This window comes from Pseudomonas sp. LBUM1646 (genome assembly GCF_059716165.1).
Genome location: NZ_CP166810.1, coordinates 6,446,948 through 6,463,636 on the forward strand (window position 1 = coordinate 6,446,948; position 16,689 = coordinate 6,463,636).

At 57.9% G+C, this 16,689-nt stretch carries 14 protein-coding genes and 1 riboswitch; of the genes, 8 read left to right on the forward strand and 6 right to left on the reverse strand.

Going from position 1 to position 16,689, the window contains the following annotated elements:
- The first annotated feature begins 41 nt into the window (after positions 1-41).
- Positions 42-1,214, forward strand: a complete 1,173-nt coding sequence (mltA, locus tag ACA071_RS29410) for a murein transglycosylase A (RefSeq protein WP_497642228.1) — start codon at positions 42-44, stop codon at positions 1,212-1,214.
- Between the two features lie 101 nt (positions 1,215-1,315).
- Here the strand turns inward: mltA and ACA071_RS29415 are convergent, their stop codons facing one another.
- Together ACA071_RS29415 and ACA071_RS29420 are read right to left on the reverse strand one after the other, a co-directional pair.
- Positions 1,316-1,699 (reverse strand): MAPEG family protein, encoded by a 384-nt coding sequence (locus tag ACA071_RS29415; protein ID WP_123404270.1) that lies wholly within the window; start codon positions 1,697-1,699, stop codon positions 1,316-1,318.
- Positions 1,700-1,740: 41 nt separating this feature from the next.
- Entirely contained in the window at positions 1,741-2,574 is an 834-nt protein-coding gene (locus ACA071_RS29420) for an EamA family transporter (protein WP_497642229.1), read from the reverse strand.
- Positions 2,575-2,792: 218 nt separating this feature from the next.
- Here ACA071_RS29420 and ACA071_RS29425 point away from each other — a divergent pair, with 218 nt between their 5' ends.
- Both ACA071_RS29425 and ACA071_RS29430 read left to right on the forward strand, forming a co-directional pair.
- Complete coding sequence (locus tag ACA071_RS29425; protein ID WP_497642230.1) at positions 2,793-3,962, forward strand: MFS transporter; 1,170 nt, start codon at positions 2,793-2,795, stop codon at positions 3,960-3,962.
- A 178-nt stretch (positions 3,963-4,140) separates the two neighbouring features.
- Positions 4,141-5,406 (forward strand): cation:proton antiporter, encoded by a 1,266-nt coding sequence (locus ACA071_RS29430; RefSeq protein WP_497642231.1) that lies wholly within the window; start codon positions 4,141-4,143, stop codon positions 5,404-5,406.
- Here the strand turns inward: ACA071_RS29430 and ACA071_RS29435 are convergent, their stop codons facing one another.
- Together ACA071_RS29435 and ACA071_RS29440 are read right to left on the reverse strand one after the other, a co-directional pair.
- Positions 5,407-6,294, reverse strand: coding sequence for a formate/nitrite transporter family protein (locus ACA071_RS29435; RefSeq protein ID WP_497642232.1), 888 nt, complete (start codon positions 6,292-6,294; stop codon positions 5,407-5,409).
- 180 nt (positions 6,295-6,474) lie between these two features.
- Entirely contained in the window at positions 6,475-6,867 is a 393-nt protein-coding gene (locus tag ACA071_RS29440) for an acyl-CoA thioesterase (RefSeq protein ID WP_497642233.1), read from the reverse strand.
- Between the two features lie 198 nt (positions 6,868-7,065).
- Positions 7,066-7,164: riboswitch (S-adenosyl-L-homocysteine riboswitch) on the forward strand.
- Positions 7,165-7,187: 23 nt separating this feature from the next.
- Here ACA071_RS29440 and ahcY point away from each other — a divergent pair.
- The 4 genes from ahcY (at position 7,188) to rhlE2 (ending at position 12,752) form a co-directional block, all read left to right on the forward strand.
- Positions 7,188-8,597: an adenosylhomocysteinase gene (gene ahcY, locus ACA071_RS29445; RefSeq protein WP_133835625.1), complete on the forward strand. Its 1,410-nt coding sequence runs from the start codon at positions 7,188-7,190 to the stop codon at positions 8,595-8,597.
- Positions 8,598-8,789: 192 nt separating this feature from the next.
- Positions 8,790-9,635 (forward strand): methylenetetrahydrofolate reductase [NAD(P)H], encoded by an 846-nt coding sequence (gene metF / locus ACA071_RS29450; protein WP_497642234.1) that lies wholly within the window; start codon positions 8,790-8,792, stop codon positions 9,633-9,635.
- 192 nt (positions 9,636-9,827) lie between these two features.
- The gene (locus ACA071_RS29455) at positions 9,828-10,643 is read left to right on the forward strand and encodes a substrate-binding periplasmic protein (protein WP_497642235.1); all 816 of its coding nucleotides are present in this window, start codon (positions 9,828-9,830) and stop codon (positions 10,641-10,643) included.
- Positions 10,644-10,865: 222 nt separating this feature from the next.
- Entirely contained in the window at positions 10,866-12,752 is a 1,887-nt protein-coding gene (gene rhlE2 / locus ACA071_RS29460; protein WP_497642236.1) for an RNA helicase RhlE2, read from the forward strand.
- Positions 12,753-12,992: 240 nt separating this feature from the next.
- On the opposite strand, the gene ACA071_RS29465 is transcribed toward rhlE2, so the two are convergent.
- Both ACA071_RS29465 and ACA071_RS29470 read right to left on the reverse strand, forming a co-directional pair.
- Positions 12,993-13,586: a YceI family protein gene (locus ACA071_RS29465; RefSeq protein ID WP_497642237.1), complete on the reverse strand. Its 594-nt coding sequence runs from the start codon at positions 13,584-13,586 to the stop codon at positions 12,993-12,995.
- A 32-nt stretch (positions 13,587-13,618) separates the two neighbouring features.
- Positions 13,619-14,170, reverse strand: coding sequence for a cytochrome b (locus ACA071_RS29470; RefSeq protein ID WP_497642238.1), 552 nt, complete (start codon positions 14,168-14,170; stop codon positions 13,619-13,621).
- Between the two features lie 444 nt (positions 14,171-14,614).
- On the opposite strand from ACA071_RS29470, the gene ACA071_RS29475 reads away from it, so the two are divergent.
- Positions 14,615-16,387 (forward strand): anti-phage dCTP deaminase, encoded by a 1,773-nt coding sequence (locus tag ACA071_RS29475; protein WP_497642239.1) that lies wholly within the window; start codon positions 14,615-14,617, stop codon positions 16,385-16,387.
- The last annotated feature ends 302 nt before the right edge of the window (positions 16,388-16,689 follow it).

Consider the following 16,689-nt stretch of genomic DNA (forward strand, 5'->3'; position numbering starts at 1 on the left):
AGCGCATGGAGCACTCAGGCAACCGTCACAGGAATTACTCCATGAATAGCCGTATCAAGGCTTGGCGCCCCCGCCTGGCCTGGACCCTTCCGATGGTGGCCGTGCTCGCGGGCTGCACCGGCGGCGAAAACACCACCCCGAAAACCCACGCCTTGGCCACTTACACCAGCGCCACCTGGGAAGCGTTGCCAGCCGTGTCCGACAACGATCTGGTGGCCGGTTTCGGTTCCTGGCGCAGTGCCTGCACCCGACTCAAGGCCGACCCGGTCTGGGGCTCGACCTGCGCGGCTTCCGCCAATGTGCCGCAAACCGCCGGTGAGATTCGCGGCTTCCTCAAGCAGAACCTGGACGTCTACGGCCTGCGTGCCGCCAACGACAATCCCAACGGTCTGATCACCGGCTACTACGAACCGGTGTACCCCGGCAGCCTGACCCAGACTGAAGTGGCGAACATCCCGGTCTATGGCGTGCCCGAGGACATGATCATTGTGTCCCTGGACAGCATCTACCCTGAGCTCAAGGGCAAACGCCTGCGCGGACGACTCGAAGGTCGCGTACTCAAGCCGTATGACGACGCCGCCACCATCGAGACCAAAGGGGTCAAGGCGCCGGTCGTTGCCTGGCTGACCGACCCGATGAACCTGCAGTTCCTGCAAATCCAGGGCTCCGGGCGTATCCAGCTCGATGACGGCCGGCAACTGCGCATCGCTTATGCCGACCAGAACGGCCACCCGTATCGACCTATCGGCCGCTGGCTGGTGGATCAGGGTGAGCTGAAGAAGGAAGACGTGACCATGGGCGCCATCAGCGCTTGGGCGAAAGCAAATCCGTCACGCATTCCGCAACTGCTGGGCAGCAACCCGAGTTACGTGTTCTTCACCCAAAACCCGGACAGCAACGAAGGGCCTCGCGGCTCGCTGAACGTTCCGCTCACGGCCGGCTACAGCGCGGCGGTGGATCGCAAGGTGATTCCGCTGGGCAGTCTGCTGTGGTTATCCACCACGAAACCGGACGGCAGCGCACTGGTTCGTCCGGTAGCGGCTCAGGACACGGGCGGCGCAATTGCCGGCGAAGTGCGGGCGGACCTGTTCTGGGGCACCGGCGAAGCGGCCGGGCAATTGGCCGGGGATATGAAACAGCAGGGGCAGATCTGGATGCTGTGGCCTAAAGGCGCGGCGTTGCCGCAAGTGCCGCAGGTGGCTGATAAACCTTAAAGTCAAAAGATCGCAGGCTTCGCCAGCTCCTACAGGGACCGTGTTCTCAACGATTCCCCGTAGGAGCTGCCGCAGGCTGCGATCTTTTGCTCTTGCTTCAATCAGATCGACACAAAAAAGAAACTGGCAATCAACCCCATCCCCACAAACCACACCAGCGACCGCAAGATCGCCCAGTCCGCCAGATAGCAAATGATGTACAGCAGCCGACTGGTGATAAACAGCACCGCCAGCACGTTGACCGTCACTAACTGTGCCGTGCCCACCAGGTGCGCCGCGAGCACTGCCACTGCAAACGCTGGCATCACTTCGAAGCTGTTCAACTGCGCCGCATGCGCCCGTCGACCCAAACCATTGAGCGACTCGAGAAAATCCCGGGGATCATGGTTGTCTTTCAGGTTGTACCTGCCACTGGCCTTGGCGATGGCCGTGCAGACATAGGGCAGGAAAATCGCGATCAAAACGCACCACAGCGCAACCGTCATAAAGCAGTCCCTTCTTCAGTTTTCAGAAATTCGGTGGTCGGTCAAAACTTCATCACCAGGATGCCGATCAGCACCAACCCACAGGCTAAGAGCCGTGGCCGGCCGAAAGGTTCTTTCAAGTAGCGCATGCCGAACAGCACCACCAGGATCACACTGATCTCGCGCAGCGCCGCCGCTTCGGCAATCGAGCCCAGCTGCATCGCCCACAGCACCAAAGCGTAGCTGAACAACACGCAAAACCCGACCGCCAGCCCCAGTCGCCACTGTTCGCGCCAGAACAGCATGAACGCCGGCCGTTTGCGCACCAGCGCCAGCAGCGGGAACGGCCAGGCACTGAGCAGCGTGACCCAGACCAGGTAGTCCAGCGGATGAGACCAGCGCCGCAACGCTTGGCCATCGATGAAGGTGTAGCAACCGATGCACAGGCCGATCAGCGCCACCACCGGCAGCATCGACCACGGCAATCGCGCACCGCCACCGCCCTGCCAGAGCAGGCACAGCATGCCGAACGGGATCAGCAAAATGCCGAAGATCTGCTGATTCGTCAGCACTTCCCCGGCGAAGATCAGCGTCAGCGCCAGCACCACCAGCGGCGATAGGCCACGCATCAGCGGATAGACCAGCCCCAGATCGCCGACCCGATAGGCCTGGATCAGCAGATAGCGATAAAGCAACTCGAAGGCCGCCGACGCGAGGATCCAAGGCCAGATCTCCAGCGGTGGCAGGTTCACGAATGGCAGCATCACGGCGACAAACAGCATCGCCACCGAGTCCATGCACGCCACTACCAGCAGCCGCTCGGCGCTGAACTTGATCAGGGTATTCCACGCCGCATGCAACAGCGCCGCGACTAACACCAGTGCTGTTGCAAGCACGGCCCACTCCTTTGTTTATTGTTGTTCCCTACGGGAAGCGCCCAGATAATTGATTCGCCATATGTCCGCAGCTGTTTATACTGCAAGCGACCACGCCGCACTCAGTTGCGCACAGACTAATTCCAATAATTTCTGCCCCCGCCCGCTCTCATCGAGAACGGTCGATGGCCTGCGCATGCCTGATCCGAGCGTCAAGACTACCGACAGAGACCTTGCGCATGCCACTCGCCTTGCTTGCCCTCGCTGTTGCCGCGTTCGGCATCGGCACCACTGAATTCGTCATCATGGGTTTGCTGCCTGATGTCGCCCGCGACCTCGCCGTGAGCATTCCCCACGCCGGCCTGCTGATCACCGGTTACGCCCTGGGCGTGGTGTTCGGCGCACCGATCCTGGCGATCGGCACCGCCAACATGCCGCGCAAAGCCACGCTACTGGGGATGACGCTGATGTTCATCCTCGGCAACATCCTCTGCGCCCTGGCGCCGAACTACGCGACGCTGATGGCCGCGCGGGTAGTCACCGCGTTGTGCCACGGTGCGTTTTTTGGCATCGGCTCGGTGGTGGCCGCCGGTCTGGTGGCACCGAACAAGCGTGCCCAGGCGATTGCCATGATGTTCACCGGCCTGACCCTGGCCAATGTGCTCGGCGTACCTTTGGGCACGGCGCTCGGCCAATACGCCGGCTGGCGTTCGACGTTCTGGGCGGTGTCGGTAATCGGCGTGATCGCGGCCATCGCCCAATGGGTCTGGTTGCCGAAGGACATCACCATGGAAAAGGCCAACCTGGCCAGCGAGTTCAAGGTGCTGGGCAAGGTCAATGTGCTGCTGGCCCTGGGCATGAGCGTACTGGCGTCCACCAGCCTGTTCAGCGTATTCACGTACATCGCGCCGATCCTGCAAGACATCACCGGCGTCAGCCCCCATGGCGTGACCATCATGCTGCTGTTGTTCGGCGTGGGATTGACGGCGGGCAGCATGCTTGGCGGTCGCCTGGCGGACAGTCGTTTGCTGCCTTCGCTGGTGGGCATGGCGCTGGTTGTCGTGGTGGTGTTGGCAGCGTTCAGCCAGACCAGTCATTCGGTGATTCCGGCGGCGATTACGTTGGTGTTGTGGGGGATTTTCGCGTTTGCCCTGTGCCCGATCCTGCAACTGCTGATCATTGATCAGGCGCATGAGGCGCCGAACCTGGGGTCTACGTTGAACCAGAGCGCGTTTAACCTCGGCAATGCCGCCGGCGCGTGGATTGGCGGGCTGGTAGTCGCCAGCGGCGCGGACCTGGCGGACTTGCCGTGGACCGGTGCGCTGGTCAGTGGCTTGACGGTGCTGGTGGCGCTTTTCTATATCTATCTGCAACGTCGTGGTGCGGCTGCGGTCAATGTGTCCGGCTGAACAACGGCGCCGTCCATGACTATGCATTCGCGGGCAAGCCTCGCTCCTACGGGATTGGTGTCGTTCACAAAATGGGCGACAACCTTACCCCTGTAGGAGCGAGGCTTGCCCGCAAAGAAGCTCACACGGTGCACCTACCTGAAAACCATTTTTCTTCCTCCCATCCAAAGGACCCCGGATGCTTGAACTTGTCGCTGCGTTTATCTGCCTCACGTCCCTCCTCACCTACGTGAATTTCCGCTTCATCGGCCTGCCCCCGACCATCGGCGTCATGGTCACGGCGCTGATGTTTTCCCTGCTGTTGCAAGGCCTGAGCCTCATCGGCTACCCCGGTCTCGAAGAGCGCATACAACAGCTGATCGGCCAGATCGACTTTGGCGATCTGCTGATGAACTGGATGCTGTCCTTCCTGCTGTTCGCCGGCGCCCTGCACGTCAATCTGAACGACCTGCGCAGCTACCGTTGGCCCATCGGCTTGCTCGCGACCTTCGGTGTATTGATCGCCACGGCGGTGATCGGCAGCCTCGCCTATTACATTTTTGCCCTGTTCGGCTGGCACGTGAGCTTCCTCTATTGCCTGCTGTTCGGCGCGCTGATCTCCCCCACCGATCCGATCGCGGTGCTCGGTGTGCTGCGGACGGCCAATGCGTCCAAGCCTCTGAAAACCACCATCGTCGGCGAGTCGCTGTTCAATGACGGCACGGCGGTTGTGGTGTTCACCGTGTTGCTGGGCATCGCGCAATTGGGTGAGACCCCGACTGTCGGCGCCACCGCCATGCTGTTCGCCCACGAAGCGATTGGCGGCGTGGTGTTCGGCGGGCTGATCGGGTACCTGGTGTACCTGATGATCAAGAGCATCGAGCAGCATCAGATCGAAGTGATGCTAACCCTGGCGCTGGTGATCGGCGGCTCGGCCATGGCTTCGGAGCTGCACGTTTCCGCGCCGATTGCGATGGTGGTCGCCGGTCTGATCATCGGCAACCTGGGCCGCAACCTCGCGATGAATGACATGACGCGAAAGTACCTGGACGGTTTCTGGGAACTGCTCGACGACATGCTCAACGCCCTGCTGTTCGCGCTGATCGGCATGGAGTTGTTGCTGCTACCGTTCAACTGGCTGCACGTACTGGCGGCGAGTTTGCTGGCGTTGGCGATCCTGCTGTCGCGCCTGCTGACCGTGGCCCCGGCCATTTTGCTGCTGCGGCGCTGGCGCACCGTTCCGCGCGGGACGATCCGGATTCTGACCTGGGGTGGTTTGCGCGGCGGTGTATCGGTGGCGCTGGCCCTGGCCTTGCCGCTGGGCCCGGAGCGCGATCTGATCTTGAGCATCACTTACATCGTGGTGCTGTCGTCGATCCTGTTGCAGGGTTTGAGCATCGGCAAACTGGTCAAGCACGTGACCAAGGACGACCCTGCGCCAACGGCACAGGCCGGGCATCACTGATCATTTTTTGATCTTCTGCGGGTCGGGCTTCTCGGCCTGATCCGCAGACTGCTTCGGCGTACCGCTTTCACTGCGCACCTGCGCATGACTGATCAGCGCAAAGATGAAGCTGCCGCCAATGATGTTGCCCGCCAGCGTCGGCCCGGCGAACACCAGCCAGAAATCCCTCCACGGCAACTCGCCGGCAAACACCAGATACGACACTTCCGCTGAACCAACGACGATGTGGGTGAAATCCCCCAGCGCCATCAGGTAGGTGATGAGGATGATGATCCACATCTTGGCGCTCTCCATGGACGGGATCATCCAGACCATGGTGGCGATCATCCAGCCGGAAATAATGCCTTTGGCGAACATCTGGCTGGCGCTGTTTTCCATGATCTTGCGCCCGATATCGAGGAAGGCCAGGTCAGTCTTGGTATCGAAAATCGGCAGGTGCAGCATCACATAGGCCACCAGCAACGTGCCGCACAGGTTACCGAACAGCACCACGCCCCACAGGCGCAGCAGCCGACCGAAATTATTCAACGTGGGTTTGGTCATGATCGGCAGCACGGCCGTCAGGGTGTTTTCGGTGAACAGTTGCTGTCGTGCCAGGATCACCGCGAGGAAACCGGCGCAGTAGCCAAAACTGGCGATCACCTTGAAGCCTTCACCGTCCGGCAGGCGTGAGTTGAGCAACCCCATGGCCATCAGTGACAGGCCCATGGTCAGCCCGGCAGCGAGGGCCGACCACCAAAGTGCGGCGACGCTACGCTCGAGTTCCTGATCGCCCTGGGTGCGGATGATTTCGTGTAATACCGCCGCGCGGGGTGGCTGGTTGCGGTCGGCTTCGTGTTGTTCTTCAGCCGAGAGGTTCGGGGTCTTGCCGTCTTTTTGAGTGTCCATGGAGCTCCGGAACCTGTGGCGTGTCATTTAAGTACGACACGCGGGGCTCGGAGCTGTTCACTGACCTCGGCAGATCATTCCCACGCTCCGCGTGGGAATGCCTCTTGTGACGCAGAGCGTCACGCTTTGGGACGCAGAGCGTCCGGGGCTGCATTCCCACGCAGAGCGTGGGAACGATCATCACTCGTCCTTGAATTGGTCTTTGACGTAAAGGATCTCGGTCCGCCCGTGGGGTGCCGGCAAGCCGTCTTCACCGAGGTTCACAAAGACCATCCGCTCCACCGTCAGGATGCTTTTGCGGGTGATCTTGTTGCGTACTTCGCAGGTCAGGGTGATCGAGGTGCGACCGAACTCAGTGGCCGTGATGCCCAGTTCGATGATGTCGCCCTGGCGCGAAGCGCTGACGAAGTTGATTTCGGAAATGTACTTGGTGACCACGCGTTGGTTGCCCAACTGGACGATGGCGTAGATCGCCGCTTCTTCGTCGATCCAGCGCAACAGGCTGCCGCCGAACAGCGTGCCGTTGGGGTTCAGGTCTTCGGGTTTTACCCATTTGCGGGTGTGGAAATTCATGTTCACTCCTGAGCGTCTGGCCGAATGATGGGCGCCATCATGGCAGAGCCCGAGCTAGAGCTCTATTAAGCATCGACTATGGTCTCGATTACCGTTCAGACATTGACCAACAGAAACGCTTTGGAAGTATCGCTCACACGGCTATAATCGCCACCGTTTCAAAACGGTAACGTTCCATTGCTACCGTTTTCCCGCCACCTGTCCGAGGGGCGCTGCAGCAGGTCAAACCTGTCAGGCTCGGATGGGGCGTTGACTGGCCCAGGCCAGACACTAAACGCACAACGGCGCCCATTCGCATACATTACGAATGGAGGCTCATCATGAGCGCTGTTATCACGCCTGCAGATTTTACCGATTACAAAGTGGCTGACATGTCCCTGGCTGCCTGGGGTCGTCGCGAAACCATCATCGCCGAATCCGAAATGCCAGCCCTGATGGGTCTGCGCCGCAAGTACGCCGGTGAGCAGCCGCTCAAAGGCGCGAAGATCCTCGGCTGCATCCACATGACCATTCAGACTGCCGTGCTGATCGAAACCCTGGTTGCACTGGGTGCCGAAGTACGTTGGTCGTCCTGCAACATTTTCTCGACTCAGGATCAGGCCGCTGCTGCTATCGCCGCTGCCGGCATCGCGGTTTATGCCTGGAAAGGCGAGACCGAAGAAGAGTACGAGTGGTGCCTGGAGCAAACCATCCTCAAAGATGGCGCGCCTTGGGATGCCAACATGATCCTCGACGACGGCGGCGACCTGACCGAGCTGCTGCACAAGAAATACCCGGCCATTCTGGACCGCGTCCACGGCGTGACCGAAGAGACCACCACTGGCGTTCACCGCCTGCTGGACATGCTGGCCAAGGGCGAGCTGAAAATCCCGGCCATCAACGTCAATGACTCGGTGACCAAGAGCAAGAACGACAACAAGTACGGCTGCCGTCACAGCCTGAACGACGCGATCAAGCGCGGCACCGACCACCTGTTGTCCGGCAAGCAAGCGCTGGTCATCGGTTACGGTGACGTGGGCAAGGGCTCGGCCCAGTCCCTGCGTCAGGAAGGCATGATCGTTAAGGTCTCCGAAGTTGACCCGATCTGCGCCATGCAAGCCTGCATGGATGGCTACGAGCTGGTTTCGCCGTTCATCGACGGCATCAACAACGGCACCGAAGCGAGCATCGACAAAGCGCTGCTGGGCAAGATCGACCTGATCGTGACCACCACCGGCAACGTCAATGTTTGCGACTCGAACATGCTCAAAGCCCTGAAGAAGCGCGCTGTTGTCTGCAACATCGGCCACTTCGACAACGAAATCGACACTGCTTTCATGCGCAAGAACTGGGCATGGGAAGAAGTGAAGCCACAGGTTCACAAGATCCACCGTACCGGTCCTGGCGCGTTCGACGCCCAGAACGACGACTACTTGATCCTGCTGGCCGAAGGCCGTCTGGTAAACCTGGGCAACGCCACCGGTCACCCAAGCCGCATCATGGACGGTTCGTTCGCCAACCAGGTTCTGGCGCAGATCTTCCTGTTCGGCCAGAAGTACGCCGACCTGTCGCCAGCCCAGAAAGCCGAGCGCCTGACCGTTGAAGTACTGCCGAAGAAACTCGACGAAGAAGTGGCCCTGGAAATGGTCCGCGGTTTCGGCGGCGTCGTGACTCAACTGACCAAGACCCAGGCCGACTACATCGGCGTGACCGTCGAAGGCCCGTTCAAGCCGCACGCTTACCGCTACTGACAGCAGGACAGCAGCTGCAAGTGGCAACTTTCAAGCGGCAAGTAAGAGCGGTTCGTTTACTTGCACTTGAGGCTTGCTGCTTGCTTCTTCATCGCTATTACGCAGCCGTGAGTTGCGGGCTTCAATTACGAGAGTCGGCGCTACGCCCTCTTGTAGCTTGCAGCTTGCAACTTGCAGCTGGAGATTTCCGACATGTCCCAAGACCGTCGCTACAGCTTCGAGTTCTTCCCGACCAAGACCGATGCTGGGCATGAAAAACTGCTCGCCACTGCCCGTCAGCTGGCGACCTACAATCCCGATTTCTTTTCCTGCACTTATGGCGCTGGCGGTTCGACCCGTGATCGCACCATCAACACCGTGTTGCAGCTTGAAAGCGAAGTCAAAGTCCCTGCCGCTCCGCATTTGTCTTGCGTGGGCGACAGCAAGGACGACCTGCGTGGCCTGCTGACGCAATACAAGGCTGCCGGCATCAAGCGTATCGTTGCCCTGCGCGGTGACCTGCCTTCGGGCATGGGCATGGCCAGCGGTGAGTTGCGTCACGCCAACGACCTGGTTGAATTCATTCGTGAAGAAACCGGCGATCATTTCCACATCGAAGTCGCCGCCTACCCGGAAATGCATCCGCAGGCGCGCAATTTCGAAGACGATTTGAACAACTTCGTGCGCAAGGCCAACGCTGGCGCCGACAGTGCGATCACCCAGTACTTCTTCAACGCCGACAGCTACTTCTACTTCGTCGAGCGTGTACGGGCGATGGGCGTGAACATCCCGATCGTGCCGGGGATCATGCCGATCACCAACTACAGCAAACTCGCGCGTTTCTCCGATGCCTGCGGTGCGGAAATCCCGCGCTGGATCCGCAAGCAACTGGAAGCCTACGGCGACGACACCCAGAGCATTCAAGGCTTTGGTGAGCAAGTCATCACCGAAATGTGCGAACGCCTGCTGCAAGGTGGCGCTCCAGGGCTGCACTTCTATACGTTGAACCAGGCTGAACCGAGTCTGGCGGTGTGGAATAACCTGAAGTTGCCGCGTTAAAAATCGTACAAGCAAGATCAAAAGATCGCAGCCTTCGGCAGTTCCTACAGGGTGTACACAAACCAATGTAGGAGCTGGCGAAGGCTGCGATCTTTTGCGTTAAACGCCCTGTTGTTGTGCAGCAACACACTGACTTAGAGCTTCTGGATCCCGTTTCTGGCTCTTTACGGTTTCTCGTCGTAATCTCAAGCCATGCCTTTAATCACGCAGTTACTGACCGTGCTTCTTTTCACTTGCCTGAGCTTTACCGCCCGGGGCGAGAAATTGCGCATTGTCACGGAACCGTGGGCACCGTACGTGTACGAGGAGAACGGCAAATCCCTGGGCCTGGACTACGAAACCACCGCTATTGTCTTCAAACGCCTGGGGATCGAAGTGGAATGGCAATTCCTGCCATGGAAACGCTGCCTGTCGATGCTCGACACCGGCCAGGCCGACGGCGCACTCGACATTTTCCACAGCGACGAACGTGACGCCACCCTCCTCTACCCCAGCGAACCGCTCTCGGAAGTCGAGTTCGTGATGTTCTACGCCAACGAACGACCCCACCCTTTCAGCACGCTCAATGACCTGAAAGGCCTGACCATTGGCACCTCGCCGGGTTATTTGTACAGCGAGGACTTCAGCGGTTCGACGTTGTTTACCCGCGAGCCCGCACCGACCCACGAAGCCAACTTCGGCAAGCTGCTGCGCGGGCGCATCGACCTGCTGATCACCGACCGCCGGGTCGGCCAGCATTTGCTGGACGAGTTGAAAATCCGCGATCAGATCACCGAAAACCCCACGATCATCAGCCATCAAAGCCAGTTTCTCGCGGTACGACGCAACGCCGGCATGGATTTGCTGGTGCAGCGTTTTGGTGCCGAACTCAAGCGGTTCAAGCGCGAGCCCGCCTATGCTGAGCTGAGCGCCCGCTATGGCGCCGGTCCGAACCCAGACATACAAACGACGAGCGCCTCGGCCGAGCGTGGAAAAACCGTTGAGCAGCAGGAAAGCGGCGCGCAGTGATTGCTCTGTTATACTCCGGCCTTCCCGCCAGGCTCACGCCCGGACGCTCGGAATCGTTCAAGGCATCTCGACCCCGCTACAGCGCAGCTTTTCAGCCCGCGCGAGCGCTCCAGACGAGCCTTCGAAACCCAGCAGGACCGGACGGGATTGCGTCCTCTTAAACGCCATTCGCGCCAGGCAAGACTCCCATTGGGCCAAGCCCTAACTAAAACAGGATTACTCATGTCCTTTGCTTCCCTCGGTCTCTCCGAGGCTTTAGTCCGCGCCATCGAGGCAGCGGGCTATACCGAGCCTACTCCGGTGCAACAGCGGGCTATTCCCGCCGTGTTGCAAGGTCGCGACCTGATGGTCGCGGCACAGACAGGTACTGGTAAAACCGGCGGCTTCGCCCTTCCGATTCTGGAGCGGTTGTTCCCTAACGGTCACCCGGACAAATCCCAGCGTCACGGCCCGCGCCAACCACGCGTACTGGTCCTGACCCCTACCCGCGAACTCGCGGCTCAAGTACACGAAAGCTTCAAGGTCTATGCCCGTGACCTGAAGTTCGTCAGTGCCTGCATCTTCGGCGGCGTCGGCATGAACCCACAGGTTCAGGCCATGTCCCGCGGTGTTGACGTGCTGGTAGCCTGCCCTGGTCGCCTGCTCGACCTCGCCGGCCAAGGCAGCGTCGACCTGTCCCACGTGGAAATCCTCGTGCTGGACGAAGCCGACCGTATGCTCGACATGGGCTTTGTCCATGACGTGAAAAAGGTCCTCGCCCGTCTGCCGAGCAAACGCCAGAACCTGCTGTTCTCGGCGACGTTCTCCAAAGACATCACCGACCTCGCCGGCAAGCTGCTGCACAACCCGGAACGCATTGAAGTCACGCCGCCGAACACCACGGTCGAGCGTATCGAACAGCGCGTGTTCCGCCTGGCTGCCAGCCACAAGCGTTCCTTGCTGGCGCACTTGATTACCGCTGGCGCCTGGGAACAGGTTCTGGTGTTCACCCGCACCAAGCACGGCGCCAACCGCCTGGCCGAGTACCTGGACAAACACGGCCTGAGCGCCGTCGCCATCCACGGTAACAAGAGCCAGAACGCTCGCACCAAAGCCCTGGCCGACTTCAAGGCCGGCGAAGTGCGCATCCTGGTCGCCACCGACATCGCCGCTCGCGGCCTCGACATCGACCAGTTGCCACACGTGGTCAACTTCGAACTGCCGAACGTCGATGAAGACTACGTGCACCGTATCGGCCGTACCGGCCGTGCCGGTCGTTCGGGCGAGGCGATCTCGCTGGTTGCCCCGGACGAAGAAAAACTGCTGAAAAGCATCGAGCGCATGACCAAGCAAAAGATTGCCGACGGCAACCTGATGGGCTTCGACTCCAGCGCTGTAGAAGCCGAGAAACCTGAAGTTCGCGAGCGTCCGGATGTGCGTAACCCGCGCAACCCACGTGGCCCGCGCGGCGACGGTCCGACCGGCACTGGCGGTGGCGGCGGTCGTAAGGACAAAGGCAAGGACAAGGGCGGCAAGGAAAAACCTGCCGCTACTGGTCGTGGCGATCGTCCGGCTCGTGAACACAAGCCACGCGAAGGCACCCCGGCTCGCGAACAACAGCGTCCGGCGCCACGCGCAGCCGCTGCTGATCGTGCTCCGGACGAGTTCCTGGACGACGACGTGGATAACTTCGGCAACCGCGTTGACTACGTGCCGCAAGCCAAACCGGCCCAAGGCCGTGGCCGTCGTCCGGGTGCTCCGGCACAAGGTGCGGCAACTGGCGCAGGTGCTGGTGCTCCGCGCACCGGCGGCAAGCCTCAGGGTCGCCAAAGCGGTCCGCGCAGCAGCGATGGCGCCACCACCGGCACCCCGCCAGCCAAGCGCAGCGGCCCACGCAACGGCGCTCCACGTGACGGTCAGGCCCGTCGCGAAGAGTCCCGCAACCGCCGCCCGGCCCGCACCGACGACCAGCCTCGTTCGGAACCGGTCGTGCAAAACCCGCGTGGCCCGGCACCGAAGATCATCCATAAAGAGTCGAAAACCGATCGGTTCCCGACTCCTGAGCAACTGGATCAACTGCCTGGTCGTCCGCGCGGCGAGAAACCAGCGTTGCTGACCCGCAATCGCTGAGTTTTTGAAGTAAACAAAAATGCCCCGGATCTCACGATCCGGGGCATTTTTTATGGTGCGCCACAAACCTGTAGGAACGAGGCTTGCCCGCCAAGGCGTCATCCGCCACACCTGCGAAACCAAGTCGCCCCCATTCGCGGGCAAGCCTCGCTCCTACAGATTTGCGGTGCAGCGCAGATTTCGTCGAAAAAAAACGCCCCCGATCGTGAGATCGGGGGCGTTTTTGTGTCGGCGCGAATGTTACTTCGCTTTAACACCTTCAAACGAGATGTACAGCTCAACCGCGTCGGAGGTTGGGCCCAGGTCTTTCTGCTTGCCGAAATCGGAGCGCTTGATGCTGGTGGTGCCTTCGAAGCCGGCACGGTAGCCGCCCCATGGATCCTTGCCTTCGCCCAGGAACGTGGCCTTGACCACGATTGGCTTGGTCACGCCCAGCAGGGTCAGGTCGCCGGTTACGTCGGCAGTGTCTTTGCCAGCAGCGTTTTTGCCGGTGGATTTGACGCTGGTGGAGACGAACTTGGCATCGGCAAATTTGCCCACGTTCAGGAAGTCACCGCTGGCGATGTGCTTGTCACGTTCAGCGTGGTTGGTGAATACGCTGGCGGTTTTGACATTGAACTCGATCTTGCTGTCTTCAGGCTTGGCAGCGTCGAAGCTGAACTTGCCGTCGATATCCTTGAAGGTACCGGTGATGTAGCTGTAGCCAAGGTGGCTGATCTTGAAGTCAACGAAGGCGTGCTGGCCTTCTTTGTCGACGGTGTAGTCAGCCGCCATTACGTTGGCGGACAGCAGGGCCGAACCGATAGCCAGAGCAGCGAGGGTCTTTTTCAACATGCTTTCTATTCCTTTGGAGTCGAGGTTGAACTTCAAGCTTTGCGGCCGAGCATTCGCGTCAGCGTCGCATCACGGTCGATAAAGTGGTGCTTCAATGCTGCCAACGCATGGAGACCGGAAAAAATTACCAGTGCCCACGCCAGGTACAGATGAATCACACCGGCGGTGTCTGCCTGGTCCGGTAGTCCGGAAACCAGTGCAGGAATCTCAAACAGGCCAAACACCGGGATCCCGACACCGTCTGCGGTGGAAATCAGGTAACCGGCAATCATCACAGCGAACAGACTGAGGTACAGGAACGAGTGGCCGAACTTGGCGCCCAGGCGCGTCATGCGGCTGTAGCTTTGCAAAGTCGGCGGTGGCGGGCTGATGAAGCGCCACAGCACCCGCAGCAGCATGATGGCGAACAGCGTCAGGCCAATGCTTTTGTGCAGGTCCGGCGCGTCTTTGCGCCAGGTGCTGTAGTAATCCAGACCGACCATCCACAGGCCCAGCGCAAACAGCCCGAAGACCGCCAACGCCACACCCCAGTGCAGGAAAACGCTGACCCAACCATAGCGGGAAGAAGAGTTACGTAGCTGCATTGCCCAAATCCTGTGAGAACTGCGACCAAGACTATCGAGTTATCTATCGATTTAAAGCGGAAAATTTCGCTTTGAAATATCGAGAAATACGATCAAGAGTCTGTTAGTCCTGCGTTAAGGAAAGATTAACCTAGGGATACGCTCCTAGGCCGCAAAATGAAATATCCCACACTGATTACTTCTGTTGTCGTAGGTCAGCGAGTGAAAAACGCGAAAAACGGGCAGATACAGACGTTGTCTCTGTAGGAAAATGTAGAAATTTCAGTCATTTTTTCACCATCCTCGTATGCAGAGTATCGCTCGCGCCATGCCGCCCATCAGCTCCTAGCCTGATCACTTGGTGTCGACTAGTCTTTAGCAAATTAGCACGTCCTCCGGTGCGCTCAGTTGAGTCGTTGGGTGATTTGTGGACTTATCAGAACAAAACCATAGCAAGGAAACGAAATGCGATTTGATGGGGAGCTAAGCGAACTCAAAATAAAGCTAGCATCGCTGCAACAAGCGGGTGAATGGAGAGTGGTCAACCAGAATCAATTTCAATTCAGAGCAAAGAATAGAGGAATCATGAATTGGTATCCCTCTACTGGCAATATCACATTCCAAGGCAACACTACTTCAGCAGAACAACTCCAAGCTCTGATTGAAGAATTACTAGATAGCGAAGTAAAAATAGAAAAAAATATCACTGCAGAAACACTGACTGAAGTTGAGACAGCAGTGGCAAACCTATCAACAGAGGCAGTTGAAACGGCGACCTATTTCTTAGACGACTCATACTCTGATTCCGAATTAGTCATTGGCTTAGTCGGGACGATTGGAACCAATCTCGCGGAAGTTTCTGGCCTCATCGAAGAGCGGCTATTAAAATTCAACTACACTACAGAACGTATAAAAATCTCAACCGACATAATATCCAACATTGGCTCACCTTCTGCTAGCTCTGATGAGTTTGGCAGGATCAGCGCTTATATGGAGGAAGGAAACAAGCTGCGCAGGGAAAGCAAGGACAATTCAATACTCGCGCTTGGCGCAGCGGCAAGAATCAATCTCTTGCGCAAAAACCAAGAAGCTCTCCGAAGAAAATCCTTCATTATCAATTCGTTAAAAAACCCAGCAGAAGTTCAACGGCTACGCAAAATATACTCACACGGTTTTTTCCTTATTGGCGTACATGCTGACCACACAAGGAGACATAACTATTTAACAAAGGACAAATCAATACCCGAAGAGCAAGCATCAAAACTTATTGACAGAGATGCCGATGAGCGCGACGACTATGGACAACATACTCGCGACACCTATCATTTGTCCGATTTTTTCGTTGACTACAATGGAAACTCTGACTCACTTAAAAAGCAAATTTGGAGAGTTTTTGATTTGCTTTTCGGAAAGCCTTACATCACTCCTACCTTTGACGAATACGCGATGTTTATGGCTTTCTCTGCTTCTTTGAGATCAGCGGATTTGTCACGTCAAGTAGGGGCAGTGCTAACCAAGAATCAATGCATAATTTCTACCGGTGCCAATGACGTACCCAAGGCCCATGGTGGGCTTTACTGGCCTGAGTTGGACGAGGAAACTCAGGAAATTGCGGACGCAAAAGATGGCCGTGATTACATGAAAGGTGAAGATTCAAATGCTACACAAAAGCGCTTAATCATTGACAGCATTCTTGAGGTTATTCCAGCAGAATACAGGAATGAATTAAGACCACTTATAAAACGCAGCAAAATCAAAGACATCACAGAATACGGAAGGGTCGTTCACGCCGAAATGGAGGCACTGCTTTCAAGCGCCAGATTAGGTGTAGGCACTTCTGGCAGCGACTTATACTGCACAACGTTCCCCTGTCATAATTGCGCCAAACATATCGTCGCAGCGGGAATAAAAAGAGTTATATATGTGGAGCCCTATCCAAAGAGCAAAGCCCTAGACTTTCACTCAGACTCCATATCACTAAACCAACGTAGCAACAACGTTGTGTTCGCACCGTTCATCGGAGTTGGCCCTAGAAGCTTTTTTAACCTATTCTCCACAAATCTTGGTAGCGGTTATCCAGTAATAAGAAAATCTGATGACGGTCAAGCTCTTGACTGGAGCGAGGCGGATGCTAAATTACGCACCCAAATGTTGCCTTGCTCGTACATTGAACGCGAAACCATAGCTGCAACCCTTTTATCAAGGTACCTGGAGGAAAGCCAACATGACGCCCACTAAGGAAGAATTCCTCAACCACCTAGCGGCATCGCGCCGTACCGTTGAGCAATGGCCTTCTTGGAAGCAAGAAGCGCTCAAGGCATCTCCTCAGCAGAATCCTTCCGCGTCCACGTCGGCTAGACAACAAAAAGAAAAGCGCTAAACGAATTAAATTAACCAAAGGACCGCTCCCTTTGGTTAATTTATAAAAATTTCGCTAACAAGCTAAGCAGATCAACTGCATCAATCCCCCTCAGCAGAACACCCTGTCTACTTCACGACGAATTTAGACTGATATCGTCGACTGCAAACTTACTTAGCAT

Excerpts from the sequence above, each read along its gene's own strand:
- ahcY (WP_133835625.1), top strand. The coding sequence starts at position 7,188 with ATGAGCGCTGTTATCACGCCTGCAGATTTTACCGATTACAAAGTGGCT.
- ACA071_RS29465 (WP_497642237.1), bottom strand. The coding sequence starts at position 13,586 with ATGTTGAAAAAGACCCTCGCTGCTCTGGCTATCGGTTCGGCCCTGCTG.
- ACA071_RS29475 (WP_497642239.1), top strand. The coding sequence starts at position 14,615 with ATGCGATTTGATGGGGAGCTAAGCGAACTCAAAATAAAGCTAGCATCG.
- ACA071_RS29430 (WP_497642231.1), top strand. The coding sequence starts at position 4,141 with ATGCTTGAACTTGTCGCTGCGTTTATCTGCCTCACGTCCCTCCTCACC.
- ACA071_RS29435 (WP_497642232.1), bottom strand. The coding sequence starts at position 6,294 with ATGGACACTCAAAAAGACGGCAAGACCCCGAACCTCTCGGCTGAAGAA.
- metF (WP_497642234.1), top strand. The coding sequence starts at position 8,790 with ATGTCCCAAGACCGTCGCTACAGCTTCGAGTTCTTCCCGACCAAGACC.
- ACA071_RS29415 (WP_123404270.1), bottom strand. The coding sequence starts at position 1,699 with ATGACGGTTGCGCTGTGGTGCGTTTTGATCGCGATTTTCCTGCCCTAT.
- mltA (WP_497642228.1), top strand. The coding sequence starts at position 42 with ATGAATAGCCGTATCAAGGCTTGGCGCCCCCGCCTGGCCTGGACCCTT.
- ACA071_RS29440 (WP_497642233.1), bottom strand. The coding sequence starts at position 6,867 with ATGAATTTCCACACCCGCAAATGGGTAAAACCCGAAGACCTGAACCCC.
- ACA071_RS29425 (WP_497642230.1), top strand. The coding sequence starts at position 2,793 with ATGCCACTCGCCTTGCTTGCCCTCGCTGTTGCCGCGTTCGGCATCGGC.
- ACA071_RS29470 (WP_497642238.1), bottom strand. The coding sequence starts at position 14,170 with ATGCAGCTACGTAACTCTTCTTCCCGCTATGGTTGGGTCAGCGTTTTC.
- ACA071_RS29455 (WP_497642235.1), top strand. The coding sequence starts at position 9,828 with ATGCCTTTAATCACGCAGTTACTGACCGTGCTTCTTTTCACTTGCCTG.
- rhlE2 (WP_497642236.1), top strand. The coding sequence starts at position 10,866 with ATGTCCTTTGCTTCCCTCGGTCTCTCCGAGGCTTTAGTCCGCGCCATC.